The 26251-nt window shown below is 33.9% G+C and carries 26 protein-coding genes; 21 read left to right on the top strand and 5 right to left on the bottom strand.

Annotated features, from left to right (window positions below; translation table 11 throughout):
- Positions 1-4: 4 nt before the first annotated feature.
- Genes OS188_RS12405 through OS188_RS12395 form a run of 3 tightly spaced genes read right to left on the bottom strand, consistent with a single transcriptional unit; the run spans position 5 to position 1962 of the window.
- Positions 5-604, bottom strand: coding sequence for a LemA family protein (locus OS188_RS12405; protein WP_267149168.1), 600 nt, complete (start codon positions 602-604; stop codon positions 5-7).
- A 57-nt stretch (positions 605-661) separates the two neighbouring features.
- Positions 662-991 carry a MerR family transcriptional regulator gene (locus OS188_RS12400; RefSeq protein ID WP_267149167.1) on the bottom strand — a complete coding sequence of 110 codons (330 nt, stop codon included), beginning with the start codon at positions 989-991 and terminating at the stop codon, positions 662-664.
- Positions 991-1962, bottom strand: coding sequence for a peptidoglycan DD-metalloendopeptidase family protein (locus OS188_RS12395; RefSeq protein WP_267149166.1), 972 nt, complete (start codon positions 1960-1962; stop codon positions 991-993). Before OS188_RS12395 ends, OS188_RS12400 begins: the two co-directional genes overlap by 1 nt.
- A 229-nt stretch (positions 1963-2191) precedes the next feature.
- On the opposite strand from OS188_RS12395, the gene alaS reads away from it, so the two are divergent.
- The 7 genes from alaS (at position 2192) to OS188_RS12360 (ending at position 10488) form a co-directional block, all read left to right on the top strand.
- Entirely contained in the window at positions 2192-4798 is a 2607-nt protein-coding gene (alaS, locus tag OS188_RS12390) for an alanine--tRNA ligase (protein WP_267149165.1), read from the top strand.
- Between the two features lie 148 nt (positions 4799-4946).
- Positions 4947-5912, top strand: coding sequence for a GSCFA domain-containing protein (locus OS188_RS12385; RefSeq protein ID WP_267149164.1), 966 nt, complete (start codon positions 4947-4949; stop codon positions 5910-5912).
- 145 nt (positions 5913-6057) lie between these two features.
- Positions 6058-6585, top strand: coding sequence for a DUF6252 domain-containing protein (locus OS188_RS12380; protein WP_267149163.1), 528 nt, complete (start codon positions 6058-6060; stop codon positions 6583-6585).
- 278 nt (positions 6586-6863) lie between these two features.
- On the top strand, positions 6864-7151 hold the full coding sequence (locus OS188_RS12375; RefSeq protein ID WP_267149162.1) for a hypothetical protein: 288 nt from the start codon (positions 6864-6866) through the stop codon (positions 7149-7151).
- A gap of 4 nt (positions 7152-7155) precedes the next feature.
- Positions 7156-9105, top strand: a complete 1950-nt coding sequence (locus tag OS188_RS12370; RefSeq protein ID WP_267149161.1) for a tetratricopeptide repeat-containing sensor histidine kinase — start codon at positions 7156-7158, stop codon at positions 9103-9105.
- A 58-nt stretch (positions 9106-9163) separates the two neighbouring features.
- The gene (locus tag OS188_RS12365) at positions 9164-9817 is read left to right on the top strand and encodes a response regulator (protein ID WP_267149160.1); all 654 of its coding nucleotides are present in this window, start codon (positions 9164-9166) and stop codon (positions 9815-9817) included.
- A gap of 47 nt (positions 9818-9864) precedes the next feature.
- Entirely contained in the window at positions 9865-10488 is a 624-nt protein-coding gene (locus OS188_RS12360) for a DUF4230 domain-containing protein (protein ID WP_267149159.1), read from the top strand.
- A 38-nt stretch (positions 10489-10526) separates the two neighbouring features.
- Here the strand turns inward: OS188_RS12360 and OS188_RS12355 are convergent, their stop codons facing one another.
- Positions 10527-10832: a rhodanese-like domain-containing protein gene (locus OS188_RS12355; protein ID WP_267149158.1), complete on the bottom strand. Its 306-nt coding sequence runs from the start codon at positions 10830-10832 to the stop codon at positions 10527-10529.
- Positions 10833-11289: 457 nt separating this feature from the next.
- Positions 11290-13035 (bottom strand): aromatic amino acid hydroxylase, encoded by a 1746-nt coding sequence (locus OS188_RS12350; protein ID WP_267149157.1) that lies wholly within the window; start codon positions 13033-13035, stop codon positions 11290-11292.
- A gap of 118 nt (positions 13036-13153) precedes the next feature.
- Between OS188_RS12350 and OS188_RS12345 the strand changes: the two genes are divergently transcribed.
- The 14 genes from OS188_RS12345 (at position 13154) to paaZ (ending at position 26221) form a co-directional block, all read left to right on the top strand.
- Complete coding sequence (locus OS188_RS12345; protein WP_267149156.1) at positions 13154-13723, top strand: TetR/AcrR family transcriptional regulator; 570 nt, start codon at positions 13154-13156, stop codon at positions 13721-13723.
- 68 nt (positions 13724-13791) lie between these two features.
- Positions 13792-14865 carry a 2Fe-2S iron-sulfur cluster-binding protein gene (locus OS188_RS12340; protein ID WP_267149155.1) on the top strand — a complete coding sequence of 358 codons (1074 nt, stop codon included), beginning with the start codon at positions 13792-13794 and terminating at the stop codon, positions 14863-14865.
- A gap of 153 nt (positions 14866-15018) precedes the next feature.
- Positions 15019-15975 carry a 1,2-phenylacetyl-CoA epoxidase subunit PaaA gene (gene paaA / locus OS188_RS12335; protein WP_323370151.1) on the top strand — a complete coding sequence of 319 codons (957 nt, stop codon included), beginning with the start codon at positions 15019-15021 and terminating at the stop codon, positions 15973-15975.
- Between the two features lie 78 nt (positions 15976-16053).
- Positions 16054-16344, top strand: a complete 291-nt coding sequence (gene paaB / locus OS188_RS12330) for a 1,2-phenylacetyl-CoA epoxidase subunit PaaB (protein ID WP_267149154.1) — start codon at positions 16054-16056, stop codon at positions 16342-16344.
- Positions 16345-16422: 78 nt separating this feature from the next.
- On the top strand, positions 16423-17175 hold the full coding sequence (paaC, locus tag OS188_RS12325) for a 1,2-phenylacetyl-CoA epoxidase subunit PaaC (RefSeq protein WP_267149153.1): 753 nt from the start codon (positions 16423-16425) through the stop codon (positions 17173-17175).
- Positions 17176-17263: 88 nt separating this feature from the next.
- On the top strand, positions 17264-17764 hold the full coding sequence (gene paaD, locus OS188_RS12320; protein ID WP_267149152.1) for a 1,2-phenylacetyl-CoA epoxidase subunit PaaD: 501 nt from the start codon (positions 17264-17266) through the stop codon (positions 17762-17764).
- Positions 17765-17835: 71 nt separating this feature from the next.
- On the top strand, positions 17836-18615 hold the full coding sequence (locus OS188_RS12315; RefSeq protein ID WP_267149151.1) for an enoyl-CoA hydratase-related protein: 780 nt from the start codon (positions 17836-17838) through the stop codon (positions 18613-18615).
- Positions 18616-18660: 45 nt separating this feature from the next.
- Positions 18661-19029: a four helix bundle protein gene (locus OS188_RS12310; protein WP_267149150.1), complete on the top strand. Its 369-nt coding sequence runs from the start codon at positions 18661-18663 to the stop codon at positions 19027-19029.
- Between the two features lie 59 nt (positions 19030-19088).
- Positions 19089-20267, top strand: coding sequence for a 3-hydroxyacyl-CoA dehydrogenase NAD-binding domain-containing protein (locus tag OS188_RS12305; protein WP_267149149.1), 1179 nt, complete (start codon positions 19089-19091; stop codon positions 20265-20267).
- Complete coding sequence (locus OS188_RS12300) at positions 20264-20644, top strand: four helix bundle protein (protein WP_267149148.1); 381 nt, start codon at positions 20264-20266, stop codon at positions 20642-20644. The genes OS188_RS12305 and OS188_RS12300 overlap by 4 nt, the downstream gene beginning before the upstream one ends.
- A 13-nt stretch (positions 20645-20657) precedes the next feature.
- A complete protein-coding gene (locus OS188_RS12295) occupies positions 20658-21080 on the top strand; it encodes a hotdog fold thioesterase (protein ID WP_267149147.1) in 423 nt (140 codons plus the stop codon).
- A 71-nt stretch (positions 21081-21151) separates the two neighbouring features.
- Complete coding sequence (gene ypfJ, locus OS188_RS12290) at positions 21152-22012, top strand: KPN_02809 family neutral zinc metallopeptidase (protein WP_267149146.1); 861 nt, start codon at positions 21152-21154, stop codon at positions 22010-22012.
- Between the two features lie 165 nt (positions 22013-22177).
- Positions 22178-23383: a 3-oxoadipyl-CoA thiolase gene (gene pcaF / locus OS188_RS12285; protein WP_267149145.1), complete on the top strand. Its 1206-nt coding sequence runs from the start codon at positions 22178-22180 to the stop codon at positions 23381-23383.
- A gap of 300 nt (positions 23384-23683) precedes the next feature.
- Positions 23684-26221, top strand: a complete 2538-nt coding sequence (gene paaZ, locus OS188_RS12280; protein WP_267149144.1) for a phenylacetic acid degradation bifunctional protein PaaZ — start codon at positions 23684-23686, stop codon at positions 26219-26221.
- The last annotated feature ends 30 nt before the right edge of the window (positions 26222-26251 follow it).

Genomic DNA, 26251 nt, shown 5'->3' with positions numbered 1-26251 from the left:
ATTTTTAATTAAAATCGAATTCTACATCTACTGGTTTTTCTGCTCCAGCTTCAGCATCGAAATAAGGCTTTCCTTCAAAGTTAAAAAGTCCAGCTAATATAGAATTAGGGAACTTTTTAACATGGGTATTATAAGGTTTAATAGCTTCGTTATAACGAGTTCTGGCAGTTTGAATAGTGTTTTCAGTACTAGTTAATTCGTCTTGAAGTTTTAAGAAATTCTGATTAGCCTTCAATTCCGGATATCTTTCTACCGTTACTAAAAGTCTAGACAAAGCACTACTTAATCCACCTTGAGCCTGATTAAATTCTTGAAGTTGCTCGGGTGTTATATTCGATGGGTCGATAGATGTTTTAGTAGCTTCGCTTCTTGCTTTAATAACTGCTTCTAAAGTGCTTTTTTCAAAATCGGCAGCACCTTTTACTGTATTTACAAGGTTTCCAATTAAATCGTTTCTACGTTGATAAGAAGTTTGAACATTTCCCCAAGCTTCGCTTACGTTTTCATTTAATGTAATTGCTGTATTATTAAATCCTACAGCCCAATTGTACATTCCAAAGCCAAGAGCGGCAATGATAATTACTGGAATTAACCATTTTTTCATGATGTATAGTTTTAAGTGTTAGTGTTTTTATTATTAGTTGTAATAGTTGGTAAAATGTTACAGTTGTTCTTTAATTTTAAGAAGTTGTGCTTTAATACTTTTTAATTTACTAATTATTTCGAAGGTTTCTAAAGGCTTTTTCTTTTCTTCTTTTAAATGGGTTTTTGCGCCTTCAAGTGTAAAACCTCTTTCTTTTACCAGATGATAAATAAACTTTAAGTTATTAATATCTTCTGGAGTAAACTTTCTATTTCCTTTTGCGTTTTTCTTAGGTTTTAAAACATCGAATTCTTTTTCCCAAAAACGAATTAAAGATGTGTTTACATCAAAAGCTTTGGCGACTTCGCCAATACTATAATATCGTTTTTCAGGTAATTCTATATGCATTAATCTAAAGATTGATTTTCTACCGAAGCATGTGTTAATAACTCATTAAACTCTTCAGCAGATAAACTACCATAGTAAAAGTTAAGAGGGTTAATTCGTTCTCCATCCTTAAAGATTTCATAGTGTAAATGTGGTCCTTGAGATCGGCCTGTACTTCCTACAAACCCAATAATATCACCTCTTTTAACTTTCTGATTCTTTTTTACATTGTATTTATACATATGTCCATAAAGACTAACATAACCATAACCATGATCTATGCGTACGTGGTTTCCATAACCAGCAGAACGGTTGTCTGCTCTAACAACAACGCCGTCTCCCGATGCATAAATAGGTGTCCCACGAGGAGCCGAAAAATCCATACCCCAATGCATTTTTCGAGCCTTCGTAAAAGGATCTGTCCTAATACCATATCCAGAGGCCATTCTAGACAGATCTTCGTTTTTTACAGGTTGAATGGCAGGAATAGCTTCTAGAAGTTTTTCTTTATCGGCTGCTAATTTTGTTATTTCATCTAAAGATCTCGATTGGACTACAATTTGTTTCTGTAATTGATCTATACGTTTATGACTTTCAATAATTAATTTCGAATTGTCAAACCCCTCGAGTTTTTTATATCTATTAATACCTCCAAAACCTGCCTTTCTTTGTTCTTCAGGAATGGGATTTGCTTCAAAGTATAATCTGTAAATATTGTTGTCTCTATCAGCCAGGTTAGCTAAAACAGTTTCTGTTTCGTCCATTTTCTTATTCAAAAGCTCAAGCTGTAATTGAGCGTTTTGTAATTCGTGCTTTAAACTTTTTTCTCTTGGAGACTCTATAAATTGGCTGGAAATAAAAACAAACAGAAATGCAAATAAGGCAGTTGCTAGTAAAAATATCGAAATGTACTTTACTGTTCTTCTTTTTTTACGCTCTATTCTTCTGTAAGAAAGCGTATCTGGATCATAATAATATTTTACCTTACTCATTATCTAATTTATGCTATTTTTGCATGGAATTAATATTTAGCGATTTATCAATTAGTATCCAAAAGCAACAAACCTACAAAATATTTTCATGGTAAATTTAGTGAAAACTAAATGAAAAAATGAGAAACTATCTTCTCCGAATCCGAAATTTAAAATAGATTTGTGGAGAAATTGTAAAAGATGCGTCGTTTTATACAATTTTTAACAAAACAGCTTTCAAAATAAACAGATGAAATCTCAAGAAGTACGTTCAAAATTTTTAAGTTTTTTTAAAGAGAAAAAACACAGCATTGTTCCGTCGGCACCATTAGTATTAAAAGATGATCCTAGTTTGATGTTTGTCAATTCTGGAATGGCTCCTTTTAAAGAGTATTTCTTAGGAAATGCCGAACCAAAAAACAGCCGGATTGCAGATAGCCAGAAATGTTTACGCGTCTCTGGTAAGCATAACGATTTAGAAGAGGTTGGTTACGATACGTATCACCATACACTTTTTGAAATGCTTGGAAATTGGAGTTTTGGCGATTACTTTAAGAAGGAAGCTATTGCTTGGTCTTGGGAATTATTAACAGAAGTTTATGGCATTGATAAAGACATCTTATATGTAACTGTTTTTGAAGGCGATAAAAATGATGGAACCACAATGGATCAGGAAGCTTTCGATTTGTGGAAACAATTCTTCCCCGAAGATAGAATCCTCATGGGAAACAAGAAAGATAATTTCTGGGAAATGGGCGAGCAAGGACCTTGTGGACCTTGCAGCGAAATTCATGTAGATATTCGTTCGGCTGAAGAGAAAGCTAAAGTTGATGGAAAAACCTTAATTAATATGGATCACCCGCAAGTGGTGGAAATATGGAATCTGGTTTTTATGCAGTACAATCGTAAAGCTAGTGGTGCTCTAGAACCATTGCCAAATAAACATATTGATACGGGTATGGGGTTTGAACGTCTTTGTATGGTATTACAAGATGTTAAAAGTAATTACGATACAGATGTTTTTACACCAATTATTCGTGAAATTGAAACCATTACCGATAAGGAGTATGGCAAAGACGAAAAAATAGATGTCGCTATTCGTGTTATTTCAGACCACGTTCGCGCTGTAGCATTTTCTATTGCAGATGGTCAATTACCAAGTAATACAGGAGCTGGATATGTCATTCGAAGAATTTTACGTCGTGCCATTCGTTATAGTTTTACTTTTTTAGATCAGAAAGACCCGTTTATATATAGATTAGTTGATGTTTTAAGTACAAAAATGGGAGAAGCTTTCCCTGAATTAAAAGTTCAAAAACAACTGATTGAAAACGTAATTAAAGAAGAGGAAGCTTCTTTTTTACGAACCTTAGAACAAGGCTTGGTGCTTTTAGATGGGATTGTAAAAAGTGTTTCTAACGATACAGTTTCTGGAGAAAAAGCCTTCGAGTTATACGATACTTACGGATTTCCAATAGATTTAACGGCCTTAATTTTATCTGAACAGGGTTTAAAGCTCGATGAAAAGGGTTTTAAAGAGCAATTAGAAAAACAAAAAATGCGTTCGCGTGCGGCTAGTGAAATGTCCACAGACGATTGGACCATATTAATTGATGATGCCGTACAAGAGTTTATAGGTTACGATGCTTTAGAAGCTAAAGTTAAAATTACACGTTACAGAAAGGTAAGCTCTAAAAAAGATGGAGATATGTATCAATTAGTTTTTAATTTAACTCCTTTTTATGCTGAAGGTGGAGGACAAGTTGGAGACAAAGGATATTTAGAAGATGGAAATGGAAACATTACTTATATTCTTGATACTAAAAAAGAGAATAATGTAGTCATGCATTTTGCTAAAGATTTACCAGAAAACTTAAATGAAACATTTATGGCTTCTGTAGATTCTAAACAGCGTTATAGAACCGAATGTAATCATACTGCAACACATTTAATGCATCAGGCCTTACGTGAAATTTTAGGAAGTCATGTGGAGCAAAAAGGATCTGCCGTGCATTCAAAATACTTGCGTTTTGACTTTTCGCATTTTTCAAAATTAACTCCTGAAGAAATTCGGGATGTAGAAATTTTTGTGAATGCACGTATTGCTGGAAAACTACCTCTGCAAGAAAAAAGAAATATCCCAATGGATCAAGCTTTGGAAGAAGGAGCTATAGCTTTGTTTGGAGAAAAATATGGAGATACGGTTAGAATGGTTCGCTTTGGTCAATCTATAGAATTATGTGGAGGAACACACGTAAAAAATACAGGTGATATTTGGTTTTTCAAAATAGTATCTGAAGGAGCTGTTGCAGCAGGAATTCGACGAATTGAGGCCATTACCAACGATGCCTTAAAAGATTATTTTGTAGACATTAATAAGACTTTTGTAGAAATGAAGTCCTTGTTAAATAATAACGAACCTGTAAAAGCCATTCAAAACCTGCAAGAAGAAAATAGCAGTCTAAAAAAACAAGTGGAAGCCTTGTTAAAAGACAAAGCAAAAAACTTAAAAGGTGATCTAAAAAATGAATTATCCGATATAAATGGTATTCAGTTTTTAGCTAAGAAAATTGATTTGGATGCTGGAGGAATTAAAGATCTTTGTTTTGAATTAGGCAGCCAGTTTGATAATTTATTCTTGTTATTTGGAGCAGAAAACGAAGGTAAAGCGCTGTTGTCTTGTTACGTATCTAAAGGACTGGTAGAAAGTAAAGGCTTGAATGCAGGGCAAATAGTTAGAGAATTAGGAAAACACATCCAAGGAGGTGGAGGAGGACAACCTTTCTTTGCAACTGCAGGAGGGAAAAATCCAGGAGGTATTGAGGCTGCTTTGGAAGCTGCTAAAAGTTATTTGTAATAAACTAATAGCTCAGTTTTTACACAGAGACTCACAGAGATTTTTTTAAATTCAAATCTCTCTGTGAATCTTTGGTAAACTTTGCGAATCTCTGCGAAATAGTCTTGCATATTTAAAATTTGTGATAATTAGTGAAATTCGTGACTAAATGAACCTTCAAACAAACATACCATTCATAAAACAACAGCATAATCAAATAGATTATCATACCAAGTTGTTGTTAATTGGGTCTTGTTTTGTGGAAAACATAGGAGGAAAATTAGATTATTTTAAATTTCAAACGGTACAAAACCCTTTTGGAATTTTATTTCACCCACAAGCAATCCAGACTTTTATTACCAATGTTGTAGGTAAAAAAGTGTATACAGAAAAGGATGTTTTTTTTATAAATGGACAATGGCATTGTTTCGAAACACATTCAAAATTAAGTAACTCTAATAAGGAAGAACTTTTAAAAACACTTAATGGCCAAATTGACTTAGCAACCACGCAACTTCAAAATTCCTCTCATATTGTTATTACCTTAGGAACTGCTTGGGTATATAGATTAATAGAAACAGATTCTATTGTGGCCAATTGCCATAAAGTTCCACAAAAAAAGTTTGTCAAAGAATTACTTTCCATAGACGAAATCTCTCAATCTCTTGAAGTGATTACAAATTTGATAAAAAGTGTCAATAAAAAAGCGAACATCATATTTACCGTTTCGCCAATAAGACATTTAAAAGATGGTTTTGTAGAGAATACTCAAAGTAAAGCGCATTTAATTGCAGCTATTCATGAGGTCTTAAATCAACAATCAGCTATCGTTAACCATCAATTGTATTACTTTCCTTCCTTTGAACTGATGATGGACGAACTTCGCGATTATCGTTTTTACTCAGAAGATATGATTCACCCTAACCAAACAGCTATCAATTATATTTGGGAAAAGTTTAAAATGGTCTGGATTTCAGAAAAAGCTTCACATATTATGGAAGAAGTTGCAGTTATTCAAAAAGGAATAAATCATAAGCCCTTCAATCCAAACTCAGAAGCACATCAAGAATTTCTGCAGAATTTAGGTTTTAAAATAGAGTCGCTTCAATCCAAATTTCCAAATATTTCCTTCTAAACAAACATTGTTTTTTGCTTAATTTTTAATGCCTAAAAGAAAACCTATTTAGCAGTATTACTAAATATACGTAATTCTTCGTATTGATTACTACGCCTTTAAGTTGCAATTTTGGAGAACTATAAAACCCTAAAATATTTCAATTATGAAAACTTTAAAACATCTTACTTTATTATTAATGTGCTTTTCTTTAGTAACACTGTCATCTTGCTCAGACGATGACGATGGTGGAGATGCTGGTGGTGGAGCAGCAGCTTCTGGAACTATTACAGCAAAAGTTAATGGGGCTTCTTTTACATCTATGGAAATAACATCTACAGCCACTAAAGTGTCAGGTGGCGGGCAAACAACTTTAACTATGCAAGGGAATACAGAATCTCAAGCTATTAGTATGGTTATTAATGGATATGATGGTGTTGGTACCTATACGTTAAGCGACGATAATGTATTTAGAAATGCATCTTATGTAGAACCTAATGTTAGTAACCCACTGAATACCCAAACCTGGAATGCACCATATCAAGATTCTGGAGTAATTGGAGAAATTAAAATCTCTGAAGACACAGATTCTAACATAAAAGGAACCTTTAATTTTGTTGGAAAAAACAGTAATGACGATACGATTAAAGAGGTTACAGAAGGGGCTTTTAATCTTTCGGTACAAATATATTAATGCATTCAAAACCTTAACAATAAGAGCCTTGTTGTTAGGGTTATACCTGATTAAGCGTAATAAGGTAGGTTATTGCGCTTAATCTTTTTTAACTATCGTTTTGTCGAATAATTATGTAATATCTACCATTAAATTGTATTTTCATCATGCTATTAATCAATTTTATAAATAAACATCAGGCAATATCTATCTTTTGAGGGATTGAGTTTGATGTTTTTTTTATGTCTAAAATGAAAATTTAAGCATGCTTTTTTTTAAACTTAATAAAGTATTTAATTATGGATTTAAATCTTCTTTTTTCGGTTGTTTTATGTTCTACTATTGGTATTTTGATACTGTTGAGTATTAAAACAATTATAGCCACAAAATGGGATGCAAAGATGTTTCAGGAAAAGCTTTTAAATCTGCAAGAGCAATTTGCTCAAGAAAATGTAAAACAAGAGCAAGTCATTCAAAAAAATGTTTATTTGGAAAACTACAATAAGTCCTTACTCAATCAATTATTTGAAATAACAAAAGAGCTACTTATCACTAAAAAGATTATATTCGAGGAGCATTACAATTAATTATATGAAGAAGTTACTATTCCTGATTTTTGTTTTACAACTTAATTTAAATGCGTTTTCACAAAGCCCGCAAAAAATTATAGATAGTTTAAAAATTCAGCTTTTAAATAATCCAGATGAAGTTAAAAAAGCTAAAATCTATGGAGATTTAACTTGGTATTATTGTACAGTCTCAACTGATTCTGCCTTGGTTTATGGAAAGAAAGCTATGTCTATGGCTAAAAAAATGAACGACTCTGTATTCTTGGCTCAAACTCTTAATGATTATGCCACAGTTTATTATTTAAAAGGAGACCTTAATCAGTCTGAAAACCTATTGCGGAAATCTTTAAAAATTAGAAATAAGCTGCAGGACTCTTCTGGAATAGCAGCAGTAAATTCTAAATTGGGTAATATTTTTTATAGGAAGACATTATTAGATAGTTCTATGATTTATTTTCTTAAATCGCTGAAATTTTATGAAAGTAGTGGAAATGAAGTTGTAGCAAATTCTCTTAAAAGTAATATTGCAAATATTTATATGGCATTAAAAAACTATACTAAATCGCAACAGTATTTAAATGATAATATTGCTTTTTTTAAGAAAAATAATCAGTTTGAATATTTAAGTAATTCATATGTAAGTATGGCTAGTCTTTATTTGTTTAAAACGGATACTGCAAATGCTATTACTTATTTACATAAAGGAATAAAAGAAGCAGAAAAAGCAGATGCATTTCCAACTTTAGGTTCTGCTTATAATAATTTAGGAACTATTTATAACGATAAAAAAGAATATAAATTAGCTAGAGAATATATACAGAAATCTATAGAAATTAGAGAGAAAACAAATTTAGGAACAGAATTGGCTAGTTCTAAATTAAGTCTAGCAGGAGTCTATAATAATTTAGGAGAATTTAGTAAGGCAAAATCCATCCTTTTAGAAAGTTTAAAGATTTTTAAGGATGAAGCTATGGTTGAAAAGAGTTTGCAGGTGTATTTACAGCTTATTCCGGTTTATGCAAGTGAGTCTAAACCGGATAGTGTAGCATATTACACAAATTTATATGTCAAGAATCAAGATTTAGTGTTGCAGGAAAAAGCTTTAAAATTAAGTAGCGAATTAGAAACTAAATATCAAACGGAAAAAAAGGAAAAAGAAATTTTATTACAACAAACTGAAATTTCGCAAAAAGAATCTGATTTAAATAGAAAAAACTATCAAATTATAAGTTTGATTATTTTAGCTATTGTTTTATCTCTATTTGGGTATTTATTATACAATCAGCAAAAACTCAAACATAAGCAGCTTAAAAAAGAGAATGAATTAAAAGAGGCTTTGGCCAAAATTGAAACCCAAAATAAACTCCAAGAGCAACGCTTACATATTAGTAGAGATCTGCACGATAATATTGGCGCCCAATTAACTTTTATTATTTCGTCTGTAGATAATTTAAAATATGGCTTTAAACTTTCAGACAATTTAAACGAAAAACTAAAATCTATTAGCGACTTTGCTTCTTCGACTATTTACGAGTTACGAGACACTATTTGGGCCATGAATAAAAATGAAATAACTTTTGAAGATTTACAATCGAGAATTTCAAATTTCATTGAGAAAGCCAATAAATCCGCGCATGCTATAGTTTTTAGTTTTAATGTAGACGAAGACATGGGGAAACACAAGATGTTTACCTCTGTGCAAGGAATGAATATCTATAGAATTATTCAAGAAGCTATTAATAATTCTATAAAATATGCCAAGGCTACTAAAATAGATGTTGATTTTACTTTTGAAAATGCTATTTATATAATGACGATTTCAGATAACGGAACTGGATTCAATTATAAGGAAGTAGAGTTAGGAAACGGTTTAAATAATATGAAAAAACGTGCTCATGAATTGGATGCTGAATTCGAAATAAAATCTGAAATAAATAAAGGAACAACCGTAAGAGTGTTTAAATCAATTTAAACCTCATTCTTTCTGTTATTATGAATAAATAAAAGGTTGAATTACTAAGAAATAATATATGAATATTAAAATAGCTATAGTTGACGACAATGCTTTTCTAATAAATACTGTAAAAGAAAAACTCTCTTTTTTTGAAGATTTGAATTTTAAATTTTCAGCTACCGATGGTTCAGATTTATTAGCGAAATTAGAAGATAATAGGAATATAGATTTAATTTTAATGGATATAGAAATGCCAATCTTAAATGGCATTGAAGCAACAGAAATTGTCAAACAAAAATATCCGCATATTAAAATAATTATGCTTACCGTTTTCGATAACGATGAAAACATTTTTAAGTCTATTAAAGCGGGAGCTGATGGATATTTATTAAAAGAAATAAACGCTCAAGATCTTCACGACGGAATTATAGAAACCCTAAATGGTGGTGCTGCTATGAATCCTTCCATCGCTTTAAAAACCTTAAAACTTCTTAGAAACCCACTGAGTATTGAAAATAGAGAGGAACAAGAAGATATTAAATTAACAGCTAGAGAGGTTGAAGTTTTAGAACACTTAAGTAAGGGATTAAGTTATAATGCCATTGCAGAAAATTTAATACTTTCTACAGGAACTGTTAGAAAACATATTGAGAATATTTATAAAAAACTTCAAGTACACAATAAAATTGAAGCCTTGCAAAAAGCTAAGAAAAACAACCTTATTCCTTAATAGTTGGGGTACTATTATCTCATTAATTTTTTATGTACTTTTGAGTTATGAGAAAAATACTATTGGGAATCATCATTGCTTTAGTTGTGCTTTTAACTTTTAAGTTTTGCGAAGACCAAAAAGATAATAAAACAACCCTTCACGAAGACTCCGCTTTAATACAAGAATCCATTAAAAATGTGGGGAAGCTTGTAGTTACAGAAGGACATTTTAGTCAGGTATTTACCTATAAAAATTCTAAAGCCTTATTTTCTAATTTAATAAATGTAGAAAAAAAGGCTTTGGTAGTTGCAAATGCAGATGTTACGGTTGCTTACGACTTAAGTAAGTTGGAATATGTTTTAGATGAAAAGAATAAAGAATTAATAATTACATCTATTCCAGAAGAAGAAATAAGCATTCATCCAGATTTTGAATATTATGATGTTCAAGCAGATTATCTAAACCCGTTTGAAGCCAAAGATTATAATACCATAAAAGAATCCGTAAAACAAAGTTTACTAAAAAAAGTAGAAGCCTCTAATTTAAAATCGAATGCTCAAAATAGACTACTAAGCGAATTGGCTAAATTCTATATTCTTACAAACTCTTTAGGTTGGACTCTTAAATATAATGGAGATGCTATCAACTCTTCAAACGATTTTCAAAACCTTGAAGTTTTTAAAGATTAAAACTCCCCCATAAAGAGACGCTAAGCTGTAAAAGCTATTTATAACTTATTGCGTAAGCTACTCCAGCCTCCGCCATTAATGGCTTCAATACCATTGCTGTTTAAAATAGAAGCGGCACTTCCAGAACGCATACCACTAGCACAACAAGCAATAACAGGTCTGTTTAATTTTTTAATATCATTAATTTTCCCTTTTAAAGTTTGAAGAGGAATATTTTTAGAACCCGTAATAGCACCTTGACTAAATTCTTCTTTTGTTCTTACATCAATAATAATAGCTTTTCTAGATTGAAAGTCTTTTATTTTATCACTTTTATTCCCAGTTAGAAAATCTAATAATCCCATAATTTAATTTTTTACAAAGTACTTTATTTTATTTCAAAAACTTTGTAACAAGTGTTACATGACACTTTATTTATAAATTGTTTAACAATAGCTTCTTAAAAAAAAATTATAACGAACTCTCAAAGTCTTTATTTACGCAGGTTTTCATGGTGTTTTAACCTTTAGGGTTGTTTTTATAAAGCTCATTTTTGGCCTATCGAAAGTTTATCGTAAAATTTGAAGTGTAGGCCTCGTAAAATTTTAGGCTGTTTGAGTCAGTCGGATTAGTCCTCAAAGGACTATATTTAATGGCGAGTTCCTAAAATTTAGAGGACTAGCAAAAAATTTAGATAAAGTTTCGTAAGCCTAGATTTTTTTGGTTCGTTTTTTCATCAATGGAAAAAATGAATAAACTAAATATTTATGATAGGATTGGTTATTTAACAATAATGTTACTATTCTAAAATGAAAAAAACTCTTAAAATAAAGCCAAACCATCTTCAATAAGATGGGCAATTTTAGGTTTCTGCAGTTGGATGTTTTTTAAATGCTCTAATAGTTCAGCATGTAATTCTTTACTATTTTGTTCTTGTAAAATTTCCAGTATCTCCAGTATAATCAGCCATTCTAATGGGTGATTTACTTTCAAATCATCAAACATGGCTCGGAGTTTTAAAATATCTATTTTATTAGAATCCCTCATGTCTCTTACAAAAGCATACAAACTTTCTAATTCTATAGTTTTCGAGTTTTTTTCTTGTTTGATGGTTTCTGTGCTGGATACATGGTATAAATTATTAAATGATCTAAAGTCGGCAGCACCAGCATAGGCAGAAACAATAGACGAGCCTACGGCCAATCTAAAAATTCCATCATTTGGAGAAAACAAAATCTCATCTTTATAGCTCACGGTGCAATCCTCAAACTCAATTAAAATAAGCTTTCCAAATAAGTTTCTAATTCCAGTAGTATTTAAACCTTCTACTATGATACCACTTTCATATTCAAAAGAAATTCGTTTTCCATCGTAAAAATTATAAGCTTTTAAATCTCTTGGACCCATGTCTTCAATAGCTAAATTAATCCCTTTTAATTTACCAATTGGAGAGCTAAACCCATCAGGGTTTGCCTCGGTTCCTAAACCTATTAACTCTTTTTCACGATTGGCTAAAGCTGTTGGACCTTCGGTTTTAAAATAGACTACACGATTGTCTTCGTCGGTTATCATGTCGGTAAAAACACCCGAAATCTGTAAACCCGTATTCAACTCAATACTACCAATTTTCTGAGAATCGATTAGTTTTTGTAACCCTCTAAACCCACCTTTTCGCAAAGCCATGGTATTAGAAAATTCATCTAAAACCTCCATTAAATAAGCAAAATCTGGAGTTACATAAAGTTGAGGTTGCGGTTTAGTAATATCAAATTCTTGTTCAGCAGCATCTAAAGAATATGGTATTTTTTCAACTTCATCTCTCATACACCATTTACTTTCGCCTATAGAAGATAGTAATCCCGCTCCATAAATTTTAGGATTTTCTATGGTTCCAATTAAACCGTATTCAACCGTCCACCAATGTAAATTTCTGATTTTTGCCATTTCAGAAAGTGGTACTTTTTTATTCTGTAGCTCATGGACTAAATCTTCAGCTTCTTGAATTTCTCTTTCACTGGAGTTTGTGGCTTCTTTTAAAATAGACAGTCTTCTAACAGCTTCATACATATCGTTATCATGAGAAGATAAAATGGCCTTCGCGCCAACTTCCCCAAAACGTCTAAGGTATTCCGCATAATCAGGATTTGCAATTATTGGAGCATGCCCGGCAGATTCGTGAATAATATCTGGTGCTGGAGTGTATTCTATGTTTTCTAGCTGACGGATATCGGAAGCTATCACCAATATTTTATACGCTTGAAATTCCATGAAAGCATTTGGAGGTATAAACCCATCTACGGCAACAGCTGCCCATCCAATGTTTTTAAGAATTCTATTCATGCCATACATGCTGGGTACATTATCTATAGAAATTCCAGTTTTTTCAAGACCATTTAAATAAGATTCGTGGGCAATTGTACTTAAATAAGAGACGTTTTTTCGCATCACATAGCGCCAAACAGCCTGATTAATTGGTGAATAATCTTTATAATTCTGTGGCTTAATAAACTGTTTTAAATGTGGAGGTAATCGGTCTATTAATGGGTTTGTTTCTATTTTAGTATCCATAAGCAGTATAGCTTTCTAAATTGAAAAATATGTGTGCAAAGTTACAGATTAAAGCTTGGTAATAGTTAAGTCTAATCCAGAGATTTTATAGAATAATTTATCAGTATCTTAGTAGCCAATGAAACAAGAAACACGTAAAAACGAAATTATAAATGTAGCAGCCAAACTCTTTAAGGAAAAAGGTTATAGTGCTGTAACCATGAGAGATATTGCTACTTCTATGGGAATAAAAGCAGCAAGTTTATACAATCATATAAGTTCCAAACAGGAAATTCTTAAAGAAATAATTATTGCTCTGGCTGAGGAATTTACAGAAGGTATAGAGCAGATTAAGGCTTCAGAAAAATCTTCTATAGATAAATTAAAAGAGATTGTTACCCTTCATATATCTATAACAAGTAAAAACACTTTTGGGATGGCATCGTTAAATAACGATTGGATGCACCTGGAAGAGCAATTGGATTACTATTTAGGTCTACGAGCTGGGTATGAGGAAAGTTTCCGAAGTATTTTAGTAAATGGAATAAAAAATAATGAAATTGCTAATAAAAACCCAGAAATTATGATGTTTTCTATGCTTTCAACCTTACGCTCCTTATACATTTGGATTCCAAAGAAAGAAGCTGTAAGTATTAAGAAACTCAGTGCTCAATTAAGTGATGTTCTCATTCATGGAATTAACAAATAGTTTAGATTTAATTTTGTAATTTTGTAAACCAAACTAACAAGTGTTAGTTTCATATGAATAAGAAAACTATGGCTGAATTTTACAACTTAAAAGTTGCAGATATATATAAAGAAACCCAAGACACTTCGGTTATTACTTTTGAGGTGCCAGAAACATCTCAAGACATCTTTAAATTTAGACAAGGACAACACCTGACTTTAAAAGCAATAATTGATGGAGAAGACGTTCGTAGGTCGTATTCATTATGTTCAAGTCCGTTAGATAAGCAATGGAAAGTAGCTGTCAAATTAATTCCTGGCGGAAAATTTTCAGCATTCGTAAATAACGAGTTACAAACTGGAGATATGCTAGAAGTTATGACGCCTAGTGGAACTTTTGGGGTAGACTGCAATAAAGAAAAAGCAAAGAATTATTTGTTTTTTGCTGCCGGTAGTGGTATTACGCCTGTTTTATCTATGATTAAAACGCATCTTGCTACTGAGCCCAAAGCAACATGTAAATTGTTTTATGTAAATAAAACAGCAAAATCTATTATCTTTAAAGAGGAATTAGAGCAGTTGCGTAACACGTATTTTGGGAGGTTGGAAATTTATTATTTTTTAACCAAAGAACGAAGAGATATCGAACTGTTTAACGGAAGATTTAACGATGAAAAAATGCAGGTGCTTACAAGAACCTTCATCGATATTCCAGATACAAGTGAAGTCTTTTTATGTGGTCCAGAAAAAATGGTAAATTATGTGAGTAATTATTTAATAGACGCCGGATTACCCAAAGATTTGGTGCATTTTGAGTTGTTTGTTACAGGACTTTCAGACGAAGATATTGAAAGAGCAGAACGTTTATCCAAACAAAATGTAGAAGGGACTAAAGTAACTATTATTGATGGTGGAAAAGAATTCGATTTCACTATGACAAAAGAATACGACAATATTCTGGATGCAGCTCTTGGTGCTGGTGCCGACTTGCCTTTTGCTTGTAAAGGTGGGGTTTGTAGCACCTGTAAATGTCAGATAAAAGAAGGCTCTGTTGAAATGAAAATCAACTATGCGCTAGAAGATAAAGAAGTCAAGCAAAACTATGTGCTTAGTTGTCAGGCAGTACCAACATCAGATAAAGTAGTAGTAGATTTTGATGTGTAAAATTCCTTTAAAAAAAAGGATGTCGCTACAAATACGAAGTATTCACGATTTCGTATTTTTAAAAAAAATAGAATGGAGGAGTAATCCTTAACACGCAAGTCAACACCAACCTGTTAAGTTTTTAAAACCAGACAGGTTTCTAAATCAAGAACAATGAGTGAAGAACAAATAAAATATTTAGAAAAGCAATTCGAAGAACGTATCGCAAGAGACGAAAAAATCGAACCGAAAGATTGGATGCCAGAAAAGTACCGTAAAACGCATATCAGGCAAATATCTCAACATGCGCACTCCGAAGTTGTCGGCATGCTTCCAGAAGGGAATTGGATTACCAGAGCGCCTTCTTTAAGACGTAAAGTGGCTCTTTTGGCTAAAGTTCAAGACGAAGCAGGCCATGGTTTATATTTGTATAGCGCTTGCGAAACCTTAGGGATTTCTCGAGATGAATTATACGAGCAATTACATTCAGGAAAAGCCAAATATTCATCCATTTTTAATTACCCAACAATAACATGGGCAGATATGGGTGCTATTGGCTGGTTGGTAGATGGAGCAGCCATTATAAATCAAGTGCCATTGTGCAATACCTCTTTCGGCCCTTACGCTAGAGCGATGGTTCGTGTATGTAAGGAAGAGAGTTTTCATCAGAGACAAGGCTACGAAATCATGCTTAAACTTTCTAACGGAACACCAGAACAAAAGGACATGGCGCAAGATGCCTTAAATCGTTGGTGGTGGCCATCTTTAATGATGTTAGGTCCTACTGATGCCGAATCTGTGCATACAGAACAATCCATGAAATGGAAACTAAAAAGAAAGTCTAACGACGATCTGCGTCAGCAATTTATAGATCAGACAGTACCACAAGCCGATATTTTAGGATTGAGCATTCCAGACCCGGATTTAAAATGGAATGAAGAAAAAGGAAGTTATGATTTTGGAGAAATCGACTGGGATGAGTTTTGGCAAGTCGTTAAAGGTCATGGACCAATGAATAAAGAACGCATGAAAGCACGTGTTGGAGCTTGGGAAAGAGGCGAATGGGTTAGAGATGCAGCTATGGCTTATGCTGAAAAACAACAAGAAAGAAAAGAAAAACAAGTAGTTTAATAATTTATGATTAAAGATTAACGATTTGTGATTTTAGAATCAACAAATAACAATCAACAGTCAACAATCAACAATAACATGTCAAAAACAAAAAACTGGCCACTTTGGGAAATCTTCGTAAGAAGTAAAAACGGATTAGAACACAGACACTTTGGTAGTCTTCATGCGGCAGATGCAGATATGGCATTAGAAAATGCAAGAGACGTGTATACCAGAAGAAACGAAGGTGTTAGCATTTGGGTTGTGGAAAGCAAAAATATCACAGCATCCAATCCAGAGCATAATGGCGAAATGTTTGAGCCAGCTCAAGATAAGGTGTATCGTCACCCTACATTTTATGAACTACCTGATGAGGTTAAGCACATGTAAAATTCCTGCGCAGGCAGGAATCTCATAAAAAAATAAATGTTTAATTAAAAAAGATTTCCACTTTCGTGGGAAGTAAACATGAAACAAAACCTATACAATTACATTCTAGGAATAGCAGATAACAGCCTGATTCTTGGTCAAAGAATGGGAGCCTTAACGGGACATGGGCCAAGTTTAGAAACAGATATTGCCTGTACTAATATCTCTTTAGATTTATTTGGTCAAGTGCGCAGTTATTATCAATATGCTGCAAAAGTTGCAGGTGATAAACGAACGGAAGATGATATTGCTATGCTGCGTCACGAACGTGAATATTTAAATGTGCTTTTAGTAGAGCAACCTGATACCGATTTCGCTTATACTATGGGACGTCAGTTTTTATTCGATGTGTACCATTTTTTATTCTTGACAGAATTACAAAAAAGTAAAGATTTAACTTTATCTGCAATTGCAACAAAATCGCTTAAAGAGGTAAGTTATCACCAGCGTTTTTCTACAGATTGGATCAAGCGTTTAGGAGATGGCACCGAAGAAAGTAATAAGCGTATGCAGACAGCTATAGACGATTTATGGACCTATACAGACGAGTTATTCCATCAAACCGATGCAGATAAAGAAATGGTAGCAGAAGGAATAGGTGTAGATGTTACAACATTAAAAGAAGCTTATTATCAAAAAGTGGCAGACGTCTTACAAGAGTCAACTCTGACCATTCCAGAATCTAAATATTTTCAAAAAGGAGGAAAACAAGGCATCCACACAGAACATATGGGATATTTACTAGCCGAACTGCAATATATGCAACGCGCTTATCCAAATATGGAATGGTAAAACCGAAATGTCACTCTGAGCGCAGCCGAAGAGTCTCAATCATATTTAAATTAAAAAATATAAGATTCCGTTTTCACGGGAAGTGAACATGACAACAACAGAACAAAACATAGACAACATTTTAATTCCAATCTTAGAACAGGTTTCCGATCCGGAAATTCCAGTTCTATCTATTATGGATATGGGTGTGGTTCGTTCTGCTGTTATTGAAAACAATATGGTTAAGGTGCAAATTACACCAACCTACAGTGGCTGTCCTGCCATGGATGTTATTGGAGACGATATTAAAGCAGCTTTAAAAGAAGCAGGTTATCAATCTGAAATCGAACTGATTCTTGCCCCAGCATGGACAACCGATTGGATAACCCCAAGAGGTAGAAAAGCACTTGAAGATTATGGAATAGCAGCGCCATTAGGTGCAGAAGCCGATAAAGATGTGTTGCTACATGGAAAACGTTTGGTTAAATGTCCACAATGCGGATCCACAAATACAAAAATGGTCAGTCAGTTTGGTTCTACAGCATGTAAAGCCCAATTTCAATGCGATGATTGCCAAGAACCATTCGATTATTTTAAATGTTTAAAATAGGCTTTCGTCAGTTCGAATGAAATTGCTTTTTTGCAATTTTGTATCGAGAACCAACAAAATATAAAGAATATATGAACTCAATCCAACTAAAAATAGAAAACAAAATAGCAACCATTACATTAAACAGACCTGAAGTCTTCAATAGTTTCAATCGAGACATGGCTTTAAGTTTACAAAGCATTTTGGATGATTGCGAAAACAATTCCGAAGTGAGAGCTATTATTCTAACAGGAAACGGAAAAGCATTTTGTGCCGGTCAAGATTTAAAAGAAGTTACAGATCCAGAATTAAATCCTGGCTTCAAAAAAATATTAGAAGAACACTACAATCCCATCATTACACGAATCCGAAGCATTAAAAAACCAATCATCGGAGCAATAAACGGTGTGGCAGCAGGAGCAGGAGCAAATATTGCATTAGCTTGCGATATCGTTGTTGCGCATGAAAAAGTAAGCTTTATTCAAGCCTTTAGTTTAATTGGTTTAGTGCCAGATAGCGCAGGAACTTACTTTCTTCCAAGACTAATTGGTTTTCAAAAAGCACAAGCTTTGGCTATGTTGGGCGATAAGATTTCAGCAGAAGAGGCAGAAAGAATGGGAATGATTTATAAAATGATTCCTTTAGACAGTTTTGAAGAAGAAACAAATAAGCTTGCTTTAAAACTGGCAAACATGCCAACAAAAGCACTTGGTTTGATTAAAGAGTTATTTAACAAATCGATGACAAACACATTAGAACAACAATTAGCGTTAGAATCTAAAATACAAATAGAAGCAGCACAAAGTGAAGATTATAAAGAAGGGGTTGCAGCATTTATTGAAAAACGTAAGCCAAACTTTAAAGGGAAATAAATACCGAATATCGAACTGAATAATAACGAATAATGAAGTTTTAAAATGGCTAATTATAAGTATGATTTAGAAGAACGATTAATTAAATTCGCTGTAGATGTTATTTTAATTTGTGGGAAAATTGATGGTAATTTTGCTTCGCAACATTTATCAAAACAGTTAATTCGGTCGGCAACGGCTTCAGCTCTTAATTATGGGGAAGCACAAAGCGCAGAGTCTTCAAGAGATTTTCTTCATAAAATGAAATTATGCTTAAAAGAGCTGAGAGAATCTTTAGTTAATCTTAAGATTCAAAAAGGAGCAGATTTAATTAAAAACATAGAACAATTAGAGGTTTTAATGAAAGAAAATAATGAGCTAATTGCAATTTTCGTTTCAAGCATTCGAACTTCTCAAAATAAAAATAAGATCTAAAAATATGAATAGAAAGACGGAATCAAACTTCGGTATTCAATATTCAAAATTCGATATTCATGATTAATAAAGTAGGAATAATAGGCTCAGGAACCATGGGAAGTGGTATCGCACAAGTTGCTGCTACAGCTGGTTGTAAGGTGAAATTATACGATACAAATCAATCGGCTTTAGATAAAGCAAAAGCTGCTTTAGAAAAAATATTAACACGGTTAGTAGAAAAAGGACGTATTGATGCTACTGAAAAATCACGAATCCAATCTAACATCTCTTACGTTGATAAATTAAAAGACTTGTCAGATTCAAACCTGACAATCGAAGCCATTGTTGAAAACTTAGAGGTTAAGAAAAAAGTATTTTCTGAATTAGAAAGCTATGTTTCTACCGATTGTATTATCGCATCAAACACATCTAGCTTGTCCATTGCTTCCATTGCCTCATCACTTCAAAAACCTGAACGTTGTATAGGCATCCATTTTTTCAATCCAGCACCTTTAATGAAATTGGTTGAGGTAATTCCTGCCATCCAAACATCAAAAGAAGTATTAGAAAAGTCTATTCAAACCATTTCCGATTGGAAAAAAACGGTAGCTGTTGCAAAAGACACACCTGGATTTATAGTCAACCGTGTAGCTAGACCATTTTACGGCGAAGCTCTTAGAATATATGAAGAAGGTATAGCGGACTTTGCCATGATTGATGCAGCTATGAAAGAAGCAGGTGGTTTTAGAATGGGGCCGTTCGAGCTTATGGACTTTATTGGAAACGATGTCAATTATACCGTAACCGAAACCGTATTTACAGCTTTCTACTTCGATCCAAGATATAAACCAGCTTTCACACAAAAACGCTTTGCAGAAGCCGGTTATTTAGGTAGAAAATCTGGTAAAGGCTATTACGATTATGATGAAAACGGAAAACGTGTTATTCAGAGCGACAGCGAAGAATCTCAAGATAAAAAATTATCACAACAAATTTTCAACAGAATCCTAATAATGCTAATCAACGAAGCAGCAGACGCACTATTTTTAAACATAGCATCAGCCAAAGATATAGACAACGCTATGACCAAAGGAGTCAATTATCCAAAAGGCTTATTAGCTTGGGCAGATGAAAAAGGAATCGATTGGTGCGTAGATAAAATGGATGAATTATATAATGAATATCGTGAAGACAGATATCGTTGTAGTCCATTATTACGAAAAATGAACAAAAAAGGCCATAGGTTTGAGGTATGAGGAAGTCCAAGTATCATTTTAAAATTGAAGAATTAACTATTTATGCGACTGCTATGGATTTTGGAGAAGTTGTTAATAAACAATCAAAGAAATTTCCTAAAGACGAACGATTTGAGTTGGCATCACAATTTAAAAGAGCGGCAGATTCTATTGCATTAAATATTGCGGAAGGGGCAAGCGGTTCAGATAAACAGTTTCATAATTATCTAGGTAACGCTTGGTATAGTGCACATGAATGTATTGCTTGTAGTTCTAAAGCTTGGTTAAGAAACTATATAACTACTGAGGAAGATGAAGAAAACAGAAGACTAATCACTGAGTTGTCAAAAATGATAACAACTTTACGTGCAATAATTTTCAAAAGAATTAATAAATAATTTTAAATAACGAATGAAACCTATTACCTCACACCTCATACCTAAAAAGATGCTATCCCAAGACGCCTACAGCACATGGTTAGGCATCGAAATTTTAGAATGTGAATTAGGACGGTGCAAAGTTGGTATGACCATTAGAAATGACATGCTTAACAGCATGAATAAAGCGCATGGTGGCATTAGCTATTCATTGGCAGATACAGCTTTTGGATTTGCAGCCAACACACATGGAAAATATGCGGTTTCTATAGAAACGAGTATCAATCATATTGAAGCTCTTGATGAAGGAGATTATATAGTTGCCGAATCGGTTATAGAAAATGTAAAGAATAAGTTGGGCTTCAACATCATTAAAGTTAAAAGAGGAGAAGAATTAGTAGCGCTTTTTAAAGGTGTTGTATATCGCACAAGTAAAAGTTGGGAAGAAAATGATTAACTTTCTGTGAAGTTTGAATTCCGAGTTTTCGGGATTAGATATAATAACATAAGAAATTAAACAATATTAGTATGAAATGGAAAGGTAGAAGAAAAAGTGGAAATCTTGAAGACCGTCGTGGTATGGGCAACAAAGGTAAGTTAGTTGCTGGTGGTGGAGTAATTGCAGTAGTTGTCATTCTTTTACAACTATTTGGAGGAGAAACAGGTCAACAAATAGCACCCATTTTAGAGCAAATAAATAGCGGCCAATCCACACAACAAGTGGAGCAACGCGAATTGACCAGCGAAGAAAAGGAAATGGGAGATTTTATGGCGACTATTTTAGCAGATACCGAAGACGTTTGGAGCAAAATTTTTAGAGAAAATAATCTCGGAAATTATAAAGAACCAAAAATGGTATTATTTACAAATGCCGTTTCAACAGCTTGCGGAAATGCCAGTTCAGCATCTGGACCATTCTATTGTCCTGCCGATCAAAAAGTATATATGGATTTAGTTTTTTTTAATGAACTAAAAACCCGATTCGGAGCCAAAGGGGGCGATTTTGCCATTGCTTACGTGACTGCGCACGAAATAGGCCATCACATACAAACCATAACAGGAACATCGCAAAAAGTAAGACAATTACAACAACAATCTGGAGAAGTTCAGGCTAATAAATTGTCGGTTGCACAAGAGTTGCAAGCCGATTTTTATGCAGGCGTATGGGCACATCACAATAGAAAATATTTACAAGAAGGAGATATCGAGGAAGCTTTAAGTGCCGCCAATGCTGTTGGAGATGATGCCATTCAAAAACGAACAAGAGGTAGTGTAAATTCAGACAGTTTTACACACGGAACCTCTGAGCAGCGCATGGAGTGGTTTATGAAAGGTTTTAGAACGGGAGATATTAGAAATGGGGATACCTTTTCTGCATTGTTGAATTAATCATTTCCTGTTAAAGCAGGAATCTCTGAGTAAATAAAACTAACACAAACTTAAGTCACATGCTTAGCAAACAAGTTTTTTAAGTATAAATAAAAATTTCAAACCATACAATTCCTATTTTCGTGGGAATGTAATTAAAAAGATACCACTTTCGTGGGCAATACTATGGAAGCATATATTATAGACGGAATTAGAACACCAATAGGAAATTATCAAGGCACTTTATCGGCTGTTAGAACGGACGATTTAGGCGCTTTAGTTATTAAAGAAATTGTAAAACGAAACCCAAACATTCCAAGCGATGCTTATGATGATGTGATAATGGGTTGTGCCAATCAGGCCGGAGAGGACAATCGGAATGTGGCTAGAATGGCGTCACTTTTAGCAGGATTGCCATTTACAGTTCCCGGAGAAACGGTTAATAGATTGTGTAGTTCAGGATTATCGGCTATCATTCATGCCAACAGAGCGATTAAAGCTGGAGATGGCGATTTATTTATTTCTGGAGGTGTCGAAAATATGACTCGTGGACCTTACGTAATAGCAAAGCCTTCTAAAGGTTTTGGCACAGACGCCAAGATGTACGATTCTAGTTTCGGATGGCGTTTTATTAATCCGAAAATGGAAAAAATGTTCGGAACCGATGGCATGGGGCAAACAGCTGAAAATCTTGTGGAGAAATACAATATTTCTCGTGAAGACCAAGATAAATTTGCTTATTGGAGTCAGATGAAAGCTGCCAAAGCACAAGAAAACGGACGCTTAGCAAAAGAAATTGTAACTGTAGAAATTCCGCAACGTAAGAGAGACCCAATCTTATTTTCAAAAGACGAATTTGTAAAACCAACAACCTCTTTAGAAGTTTTAGGAAAATTAAGAGCGGCCTTTAAAAAAGAAGGAGGAAGCGTAACAGCTGGAAATTCATCAGGATTAAACGATGGAGCAGCAGCAACAATCATCGCTTCAGAAGATGCTGTAAAAAAATACAATTTAAAACCCTTAGCAAGAATTGTAAGTTCTGCAGTAGTTGGGGTAGAACCTAGAATTATGGGAATAGGTCCTGTGGAAGCTTCTAATAAAGCCTTAAAAAAAGCAGGATTAACTATGGACGATATGGACGTAATCGAGCTCAACGAAGCTTTTGCAGCTCAGGCCTTAGCTTGTACACGTGCTTGGGGATTAAAAGACGACGATCCGAGATTAAATCCAAATGGAGGCGCCATTGCTATTGGTCATCCTTTAGGTGTTACCGGAGCAAGAACCACGTATTCTGCAGCTTTAGAGCTAAAGGAAACTGGTAAAAAGTACGCATTGGTAACCATGTGTATTGGTGTTGGACAAGGTTATGCAGCGATAATTGAAAATGTCTAAATACCTGCGCAGACAGGAATCTCATTGCAAATAGGTTCCTACTTTGAGAAAGGTAAATAACATAGCAAGTAAGTGCGTTAGGGATTGAAGTGGCATCCTTTTTTATGTCAGTTCAAGTAAAATTGCTTTTTTGCAATTTTGTATCGAGAACAAATAAAAAAGATATAACGGAAAGCCCGACCTTTAGGTAACGCCCAAATAAAAATAACGTTACTTCGAAAGATTTCTATTTTATTGGAATTAGATCGAAAGAACATAAATAGATTTCCGTTTTCACGGAAACCATAAATAAATTTATTGATGAAAAAAATACAAAATTACGTTACAGGACAATGGAGAGAAGGTAAAGGCGAAGGAGTTCCAATGTTTGATGCCATAACCGGAGAGATTGTAGGACTTTCAGATACAGAAGGTTTAGACTTTGGTGAAATTCTTCAATACGGAAGAACAAAAGGTGGCGAGAAACTAAGGAAAATGACCTTTCAAGAACGCGGCAACATGTTGAAAAGTTTAGCGCTTTATCTAATGAAAAAGAAAGCTGCTTTCTACGAAATAAGCTATAGAACTGGAGCTACAAAAGTAGATAGCTGGATAGATATTGAAGGGGGTTTTGGTAACCTATTCGCAAATGCTTCGTTAAGAAAATTATTCCCAAATCAATCCTATCACGTAGAAGGCGATCCAATCGATTTATCTCGTGGTGGCCGTTTTATGGCACATCATATTATGGTTCCAAAACGTGGAGTTGCCGTTCATATTAATGCCTTTAACTTCCCAGTTTGGGGCATGTTAGAAAAATGTGCAAGTAACTGGATGGCAGGAGTTCCTGCTGTGGTAAAACCGGCAACTAACACCTCTTTCTTAACTGAAGCGGTTGTACGTGAAATAATTGCTTCCGGTATTTTGCCAGAAGGAGCATTGCAATTAATTACTGGTTCTGCAAGAACCATTCTAGATACCGTAGAGTCTCAAGATGTCGTAACCTTTACAGGTTCGGCAACAACCGGTAGATTGTTAAAATCACATAAACGCATCATTCAAGAATCTGTACCATTTAATATGGAAGCAGACTCTTTAAACGCTTCCGTTTTGGGTGAAGATGCCGTACCGGGAACACCAGAATTTGATCTTTTTATCAAAGAGGTAAGAAATGAAATGACTGTAAAATGTGGTCAGAAGTGTACCGCAATTCGCAGAATTATTGTGCCACAGAATCTGGTTGAAGATGTTCAGATTGCCTTAGGAAAAGCTCTAGGGAAAATAACTATTGGAGATCCACGACTAAAAGAAGTTAGAATGGGTGCTTTAGTAAGTAAAGATCAAGTTACTGAAGTTCGAGATCGTGTACAAGAATTGGCCAAAACAGCTCGTATTGTATATGGCGATTTAGATAAAATTGAAACCATTGGAGCAGATGCGGAAAAAGGAGCTTTTTTAAGTCCGATTTTACTTCGTGAAGACAACCCATTTACCAATTTAGCTGTTCATGAAACAGAAGCCTTTGGCCCGGTAAGTACAATTATGCCTTACAAAAACTTAGATGAAGCTGTTACATTGGCTCAAATGGGTAAAGGCTCTTTAGTATCGTCTATTGCAACTTACAACGACAAGCTGGCAACAGATTATGTTGTAAATGCAGCCTCTCATCATGGACGTATTTTAGTCATTAATCGCGATATGGCAAAAGAAAGTACAGGTCATGGTTCGCCATTACCATATTTAGTTCATGGTGGTCCAGGACGTGCAGGTGGAGGCGAAGAAATGGGAGGTATGCGAGGTATTAAGCATTATTTACAGCGTACAGCCATACAAGGTTCGCCAACAACTTTGACAGAAATCACAGGAATTTATCAGCAAAACGCAAAGTATAAAGAGGCAGAAAATCATCCATTTCAATACCATTGGGAAGATATAAAACCAGGTATGTCGCTTAAAACTCACAAGCGAACATTTACAGATACCGATATTATTAATTTTGCAAACCTGACTTGGGATCATTTCTATGCACATACAGATATTACATCCTTGGATGGCAGTATTTTTGAGAAAAGAACAGCGCATGGCTATTTTATAATTTCGGCAGCAGCAGGATTATTTGTGTATCCAAATAAAGGACCAGTTGCAGCAAACTATGGTTTAGATAGTATTCGTTTTTTACGACCATTATATCATAACGATACCATTTATGTGCGTTTAACTTGTAAAGAAAAAGTAGATCGCGATGTAACTTCAACAGAACATCCAAGTGGTATTGTTAAATGGCATGTAGAGGTGTTTGATGCTAATTTTGAAAACAGGCCAGAAAAAGATAAGACGGATAAAGACAATCCGTTAGTAGCAGTAGCAACTATTCTGACGATGGTTCAAAAAAAACAAGAGGTTTTTGTTGAAATGACAGAAGAAAAAATATCTGAATGTCTTTCAAAATTAAAAGAAAATATGAAGCCAAAATGGGGAATTATGACGCCGCAACACATGATTGAGCATTTGGAATATACTTATAAAATTGCTTCAGGTGAGATTCAGGATTTTGAAATTGCTACACCAGAAAAATATTTAGAGAAAGTGCATGCAAGCTTATACAACTATGAGAAGTTCCCAAAAAACTCTCAGTTTCCTCAGTTAGAAAAAGATACCTTAGACGATTTAGAACATCCAGATTTAGAAACTGCCATTGAGAAATTTAAAGCACAACGTAAAAAATATATTGAGTATTTTAAAGAACATTCAGAAGCAAAATTGAGAAACTTAGTTTTTGGTGAATTGAATAAATATGAATCGTATTTATTAGAAAGAAAGCATTTGAATCATCATTTTGAACAATTTGAACTTATATAATTAATAGAGATTACTGGTGAAAACGGCAAT

It is taken from the genome of Xanthomarina sp. F1114 (genome assembly GCF_026410255.1).
Classification (GTDB): domain Bacteria; phylum Bacteroidota; class Bacteroidia; order Flavobacteriales; family Flavobacteriaceae; genus Xanthomarina.
Note: the sequence above shows the minus strand (reverse complement) of the source record. Positions and strands in the feature narration are given on the sequence as shown.

Bases quoted from the DNA above. Each gene is read 5' to 3' on its own strand.
- OS188_RS12310 (WP_267149150.1), top strand. From the start codon at position 18,661: ATGGCTAATTATAAGTATGATTTAGAAGAACGATTAATTAAATTCGCT.
- paaB (WP_267149154.1), top strand. From the start codon at position 16,054: ATGTCAAAAACAAAAAACTGGCCACTTTGGGAAATCTTCGTAAGAAGT.
- OS188_RS12400 (WP_267149167.1), bottom strand. From the start codon at position 991: ATGCATATAGAATTACCTGAAAAACGATATTATAGTATTGGCGAAGTC.
- paaZ (WP_267149144.1), top strand. From the start codon at position 23,684: ATGAAAAAAATACAAAATTACGTTACAGGACAATGGAGAGAAGGTAAA.
- OS188_RS12340 (WP_267149155.1), top strand. From the start codon at position 13,792: ATGGCTGAATTTTACAACTTAAAAGTTGCAGATATATATAAAGAAACC.
- OS188_RS12300 (WP_267149148.1), top strand. From the start codon at position 20,264: ATGAGGAAGTCCAAGTATCATTTTAAAATTGAAGAATTAACTATTTAT.
- OS188_RS12365 (WP_267149160.1), top strand. From the start codon at position 9,164: ATGAATATTAAAATAGCTATAGTTGACGACAATGCTTTTCTAATAAAT.
- OS188_RS12370 (WP_267149161.1), top strand. From the start codon at position 7,156: ATGAAGAAGTTACTATTCCTGATTTTTGTTTTACAACTTAATTTAAAT.
- paaC (WP_267149153.1), top strand. From the start codon at position 16,423: ATGAAACAAAACCTATACAATTACATTCTAGGAATAGCAGATAACAGC.
- OS188_RS12350 (WP_267149157.1), bottom strand. From the start codon at position 13,035: ATGGATACTAAAATAGAAACAAACCCATTAATAGACCGATTACCTCCA.
- pcaF (WP_267149145.1), top strand. From the start codon at position 22,178: ATGGAAGCATATATTATAGACGGAATTAGAACACCAATAGGAAATTAT.
- OS188_RS12395 (WP_267149166.1), bottom strand. From the start codon at position 1,962: ATGAGTAAGGTAAAATATTATTATGATCCAGATACGCTTTCTTACAGA.
- OS188_RS12405 (WP_267149168.1), bottom strand. From the start codon at position 604: ATGAAAAAATGGTTAATTCCAGTAATTATCATTGCCGCTCTTGGCTTT.
- OS188_RS12375 (WP_267149162.1), top strand. From the start codon at position 6,864: ATGGATTTAAATCTTCTTTTTTCGGTTGTTTTATGTTCTACTATTGGT.
- paaD (WP_267149152.1), top strand. From the start codon at position 17,264: ATGACAACAACAGAACAAAACATAGACAACATTTTAATTCCAATCTTA.
- OS188_RS12295 (WP_267149147.1), top strand. From the start codon at position 20,658: ATGAAACCTATTACCTCACACCTCATACCTAAAAAGATGCTATCCCAA.
- OS188_RS12345 (WP_267149156.1), top strand. From the start codon at position 13,154: ATGAAACAAGAAACACGTAAAAACGAAATTATAAATGTAGCAGCCAAA.
- paaA (WP_323370151.1), top strand. From the start codon at position 15,019: ATGAGTGAAGAACAAATAAAATATTTAGAAAAGCAATTCGAAGAACGT.
- OS188_RS12355 (WP_267149158.1), bottom strand. From the start codon at position 10,832: ATGGGATTATTAGATTTTCTAACTGGGAATAAAAGTGATAAAATAAAA.
- OS188_RS12380 (WP_267149163.1), top strand. From the start codon at position 6,058: ATGAAAACTTTAAAACATCTTACTTTATTATTAATGTGCTTTTCTTTA.
- alaS (WP_267149165.1), top strand. From the start codon at position 2,192: ATGAAATCTCAAGAAGTACGTTCAAAATTTTTAAGTTTTTTTAAAGAG.
- OS188_RS12360 (WP_267149159.1), top strand. From the start codon at position 9,865: ATGAGAAAAATACTATTGGGAATCATCATTGCTTTAGTTGTGCTTTTA.
- ypfJ (WP_267149146.1), top strand. From the start codon at position 21,152: ATGAAATGGAAAGGTAGAAGAAAAAGTGGAAATCTTGAAGACCGTCGT.
- OS188_RS12305 (WP_267149149.1), top strand. From the start codon at position 19,089: ATGATTAATAAAGTAGGAATAATAGGCTCAGGAACCATGGGAAGTGGT.
- OS188_RS12315 (WP_267149151.1), top strand. From the start codon at position 17,836: ATGAACTCAATCCAACTAAAAATAGAAAACAAAATAGCAACCATTACA.
- OS188_RS12385 (WP_267149164.1), top strand. From the start codon at position 4,947: ATGAACCTTCAAACAAACATACCATTCATAAAACAACAGCATAATCAA.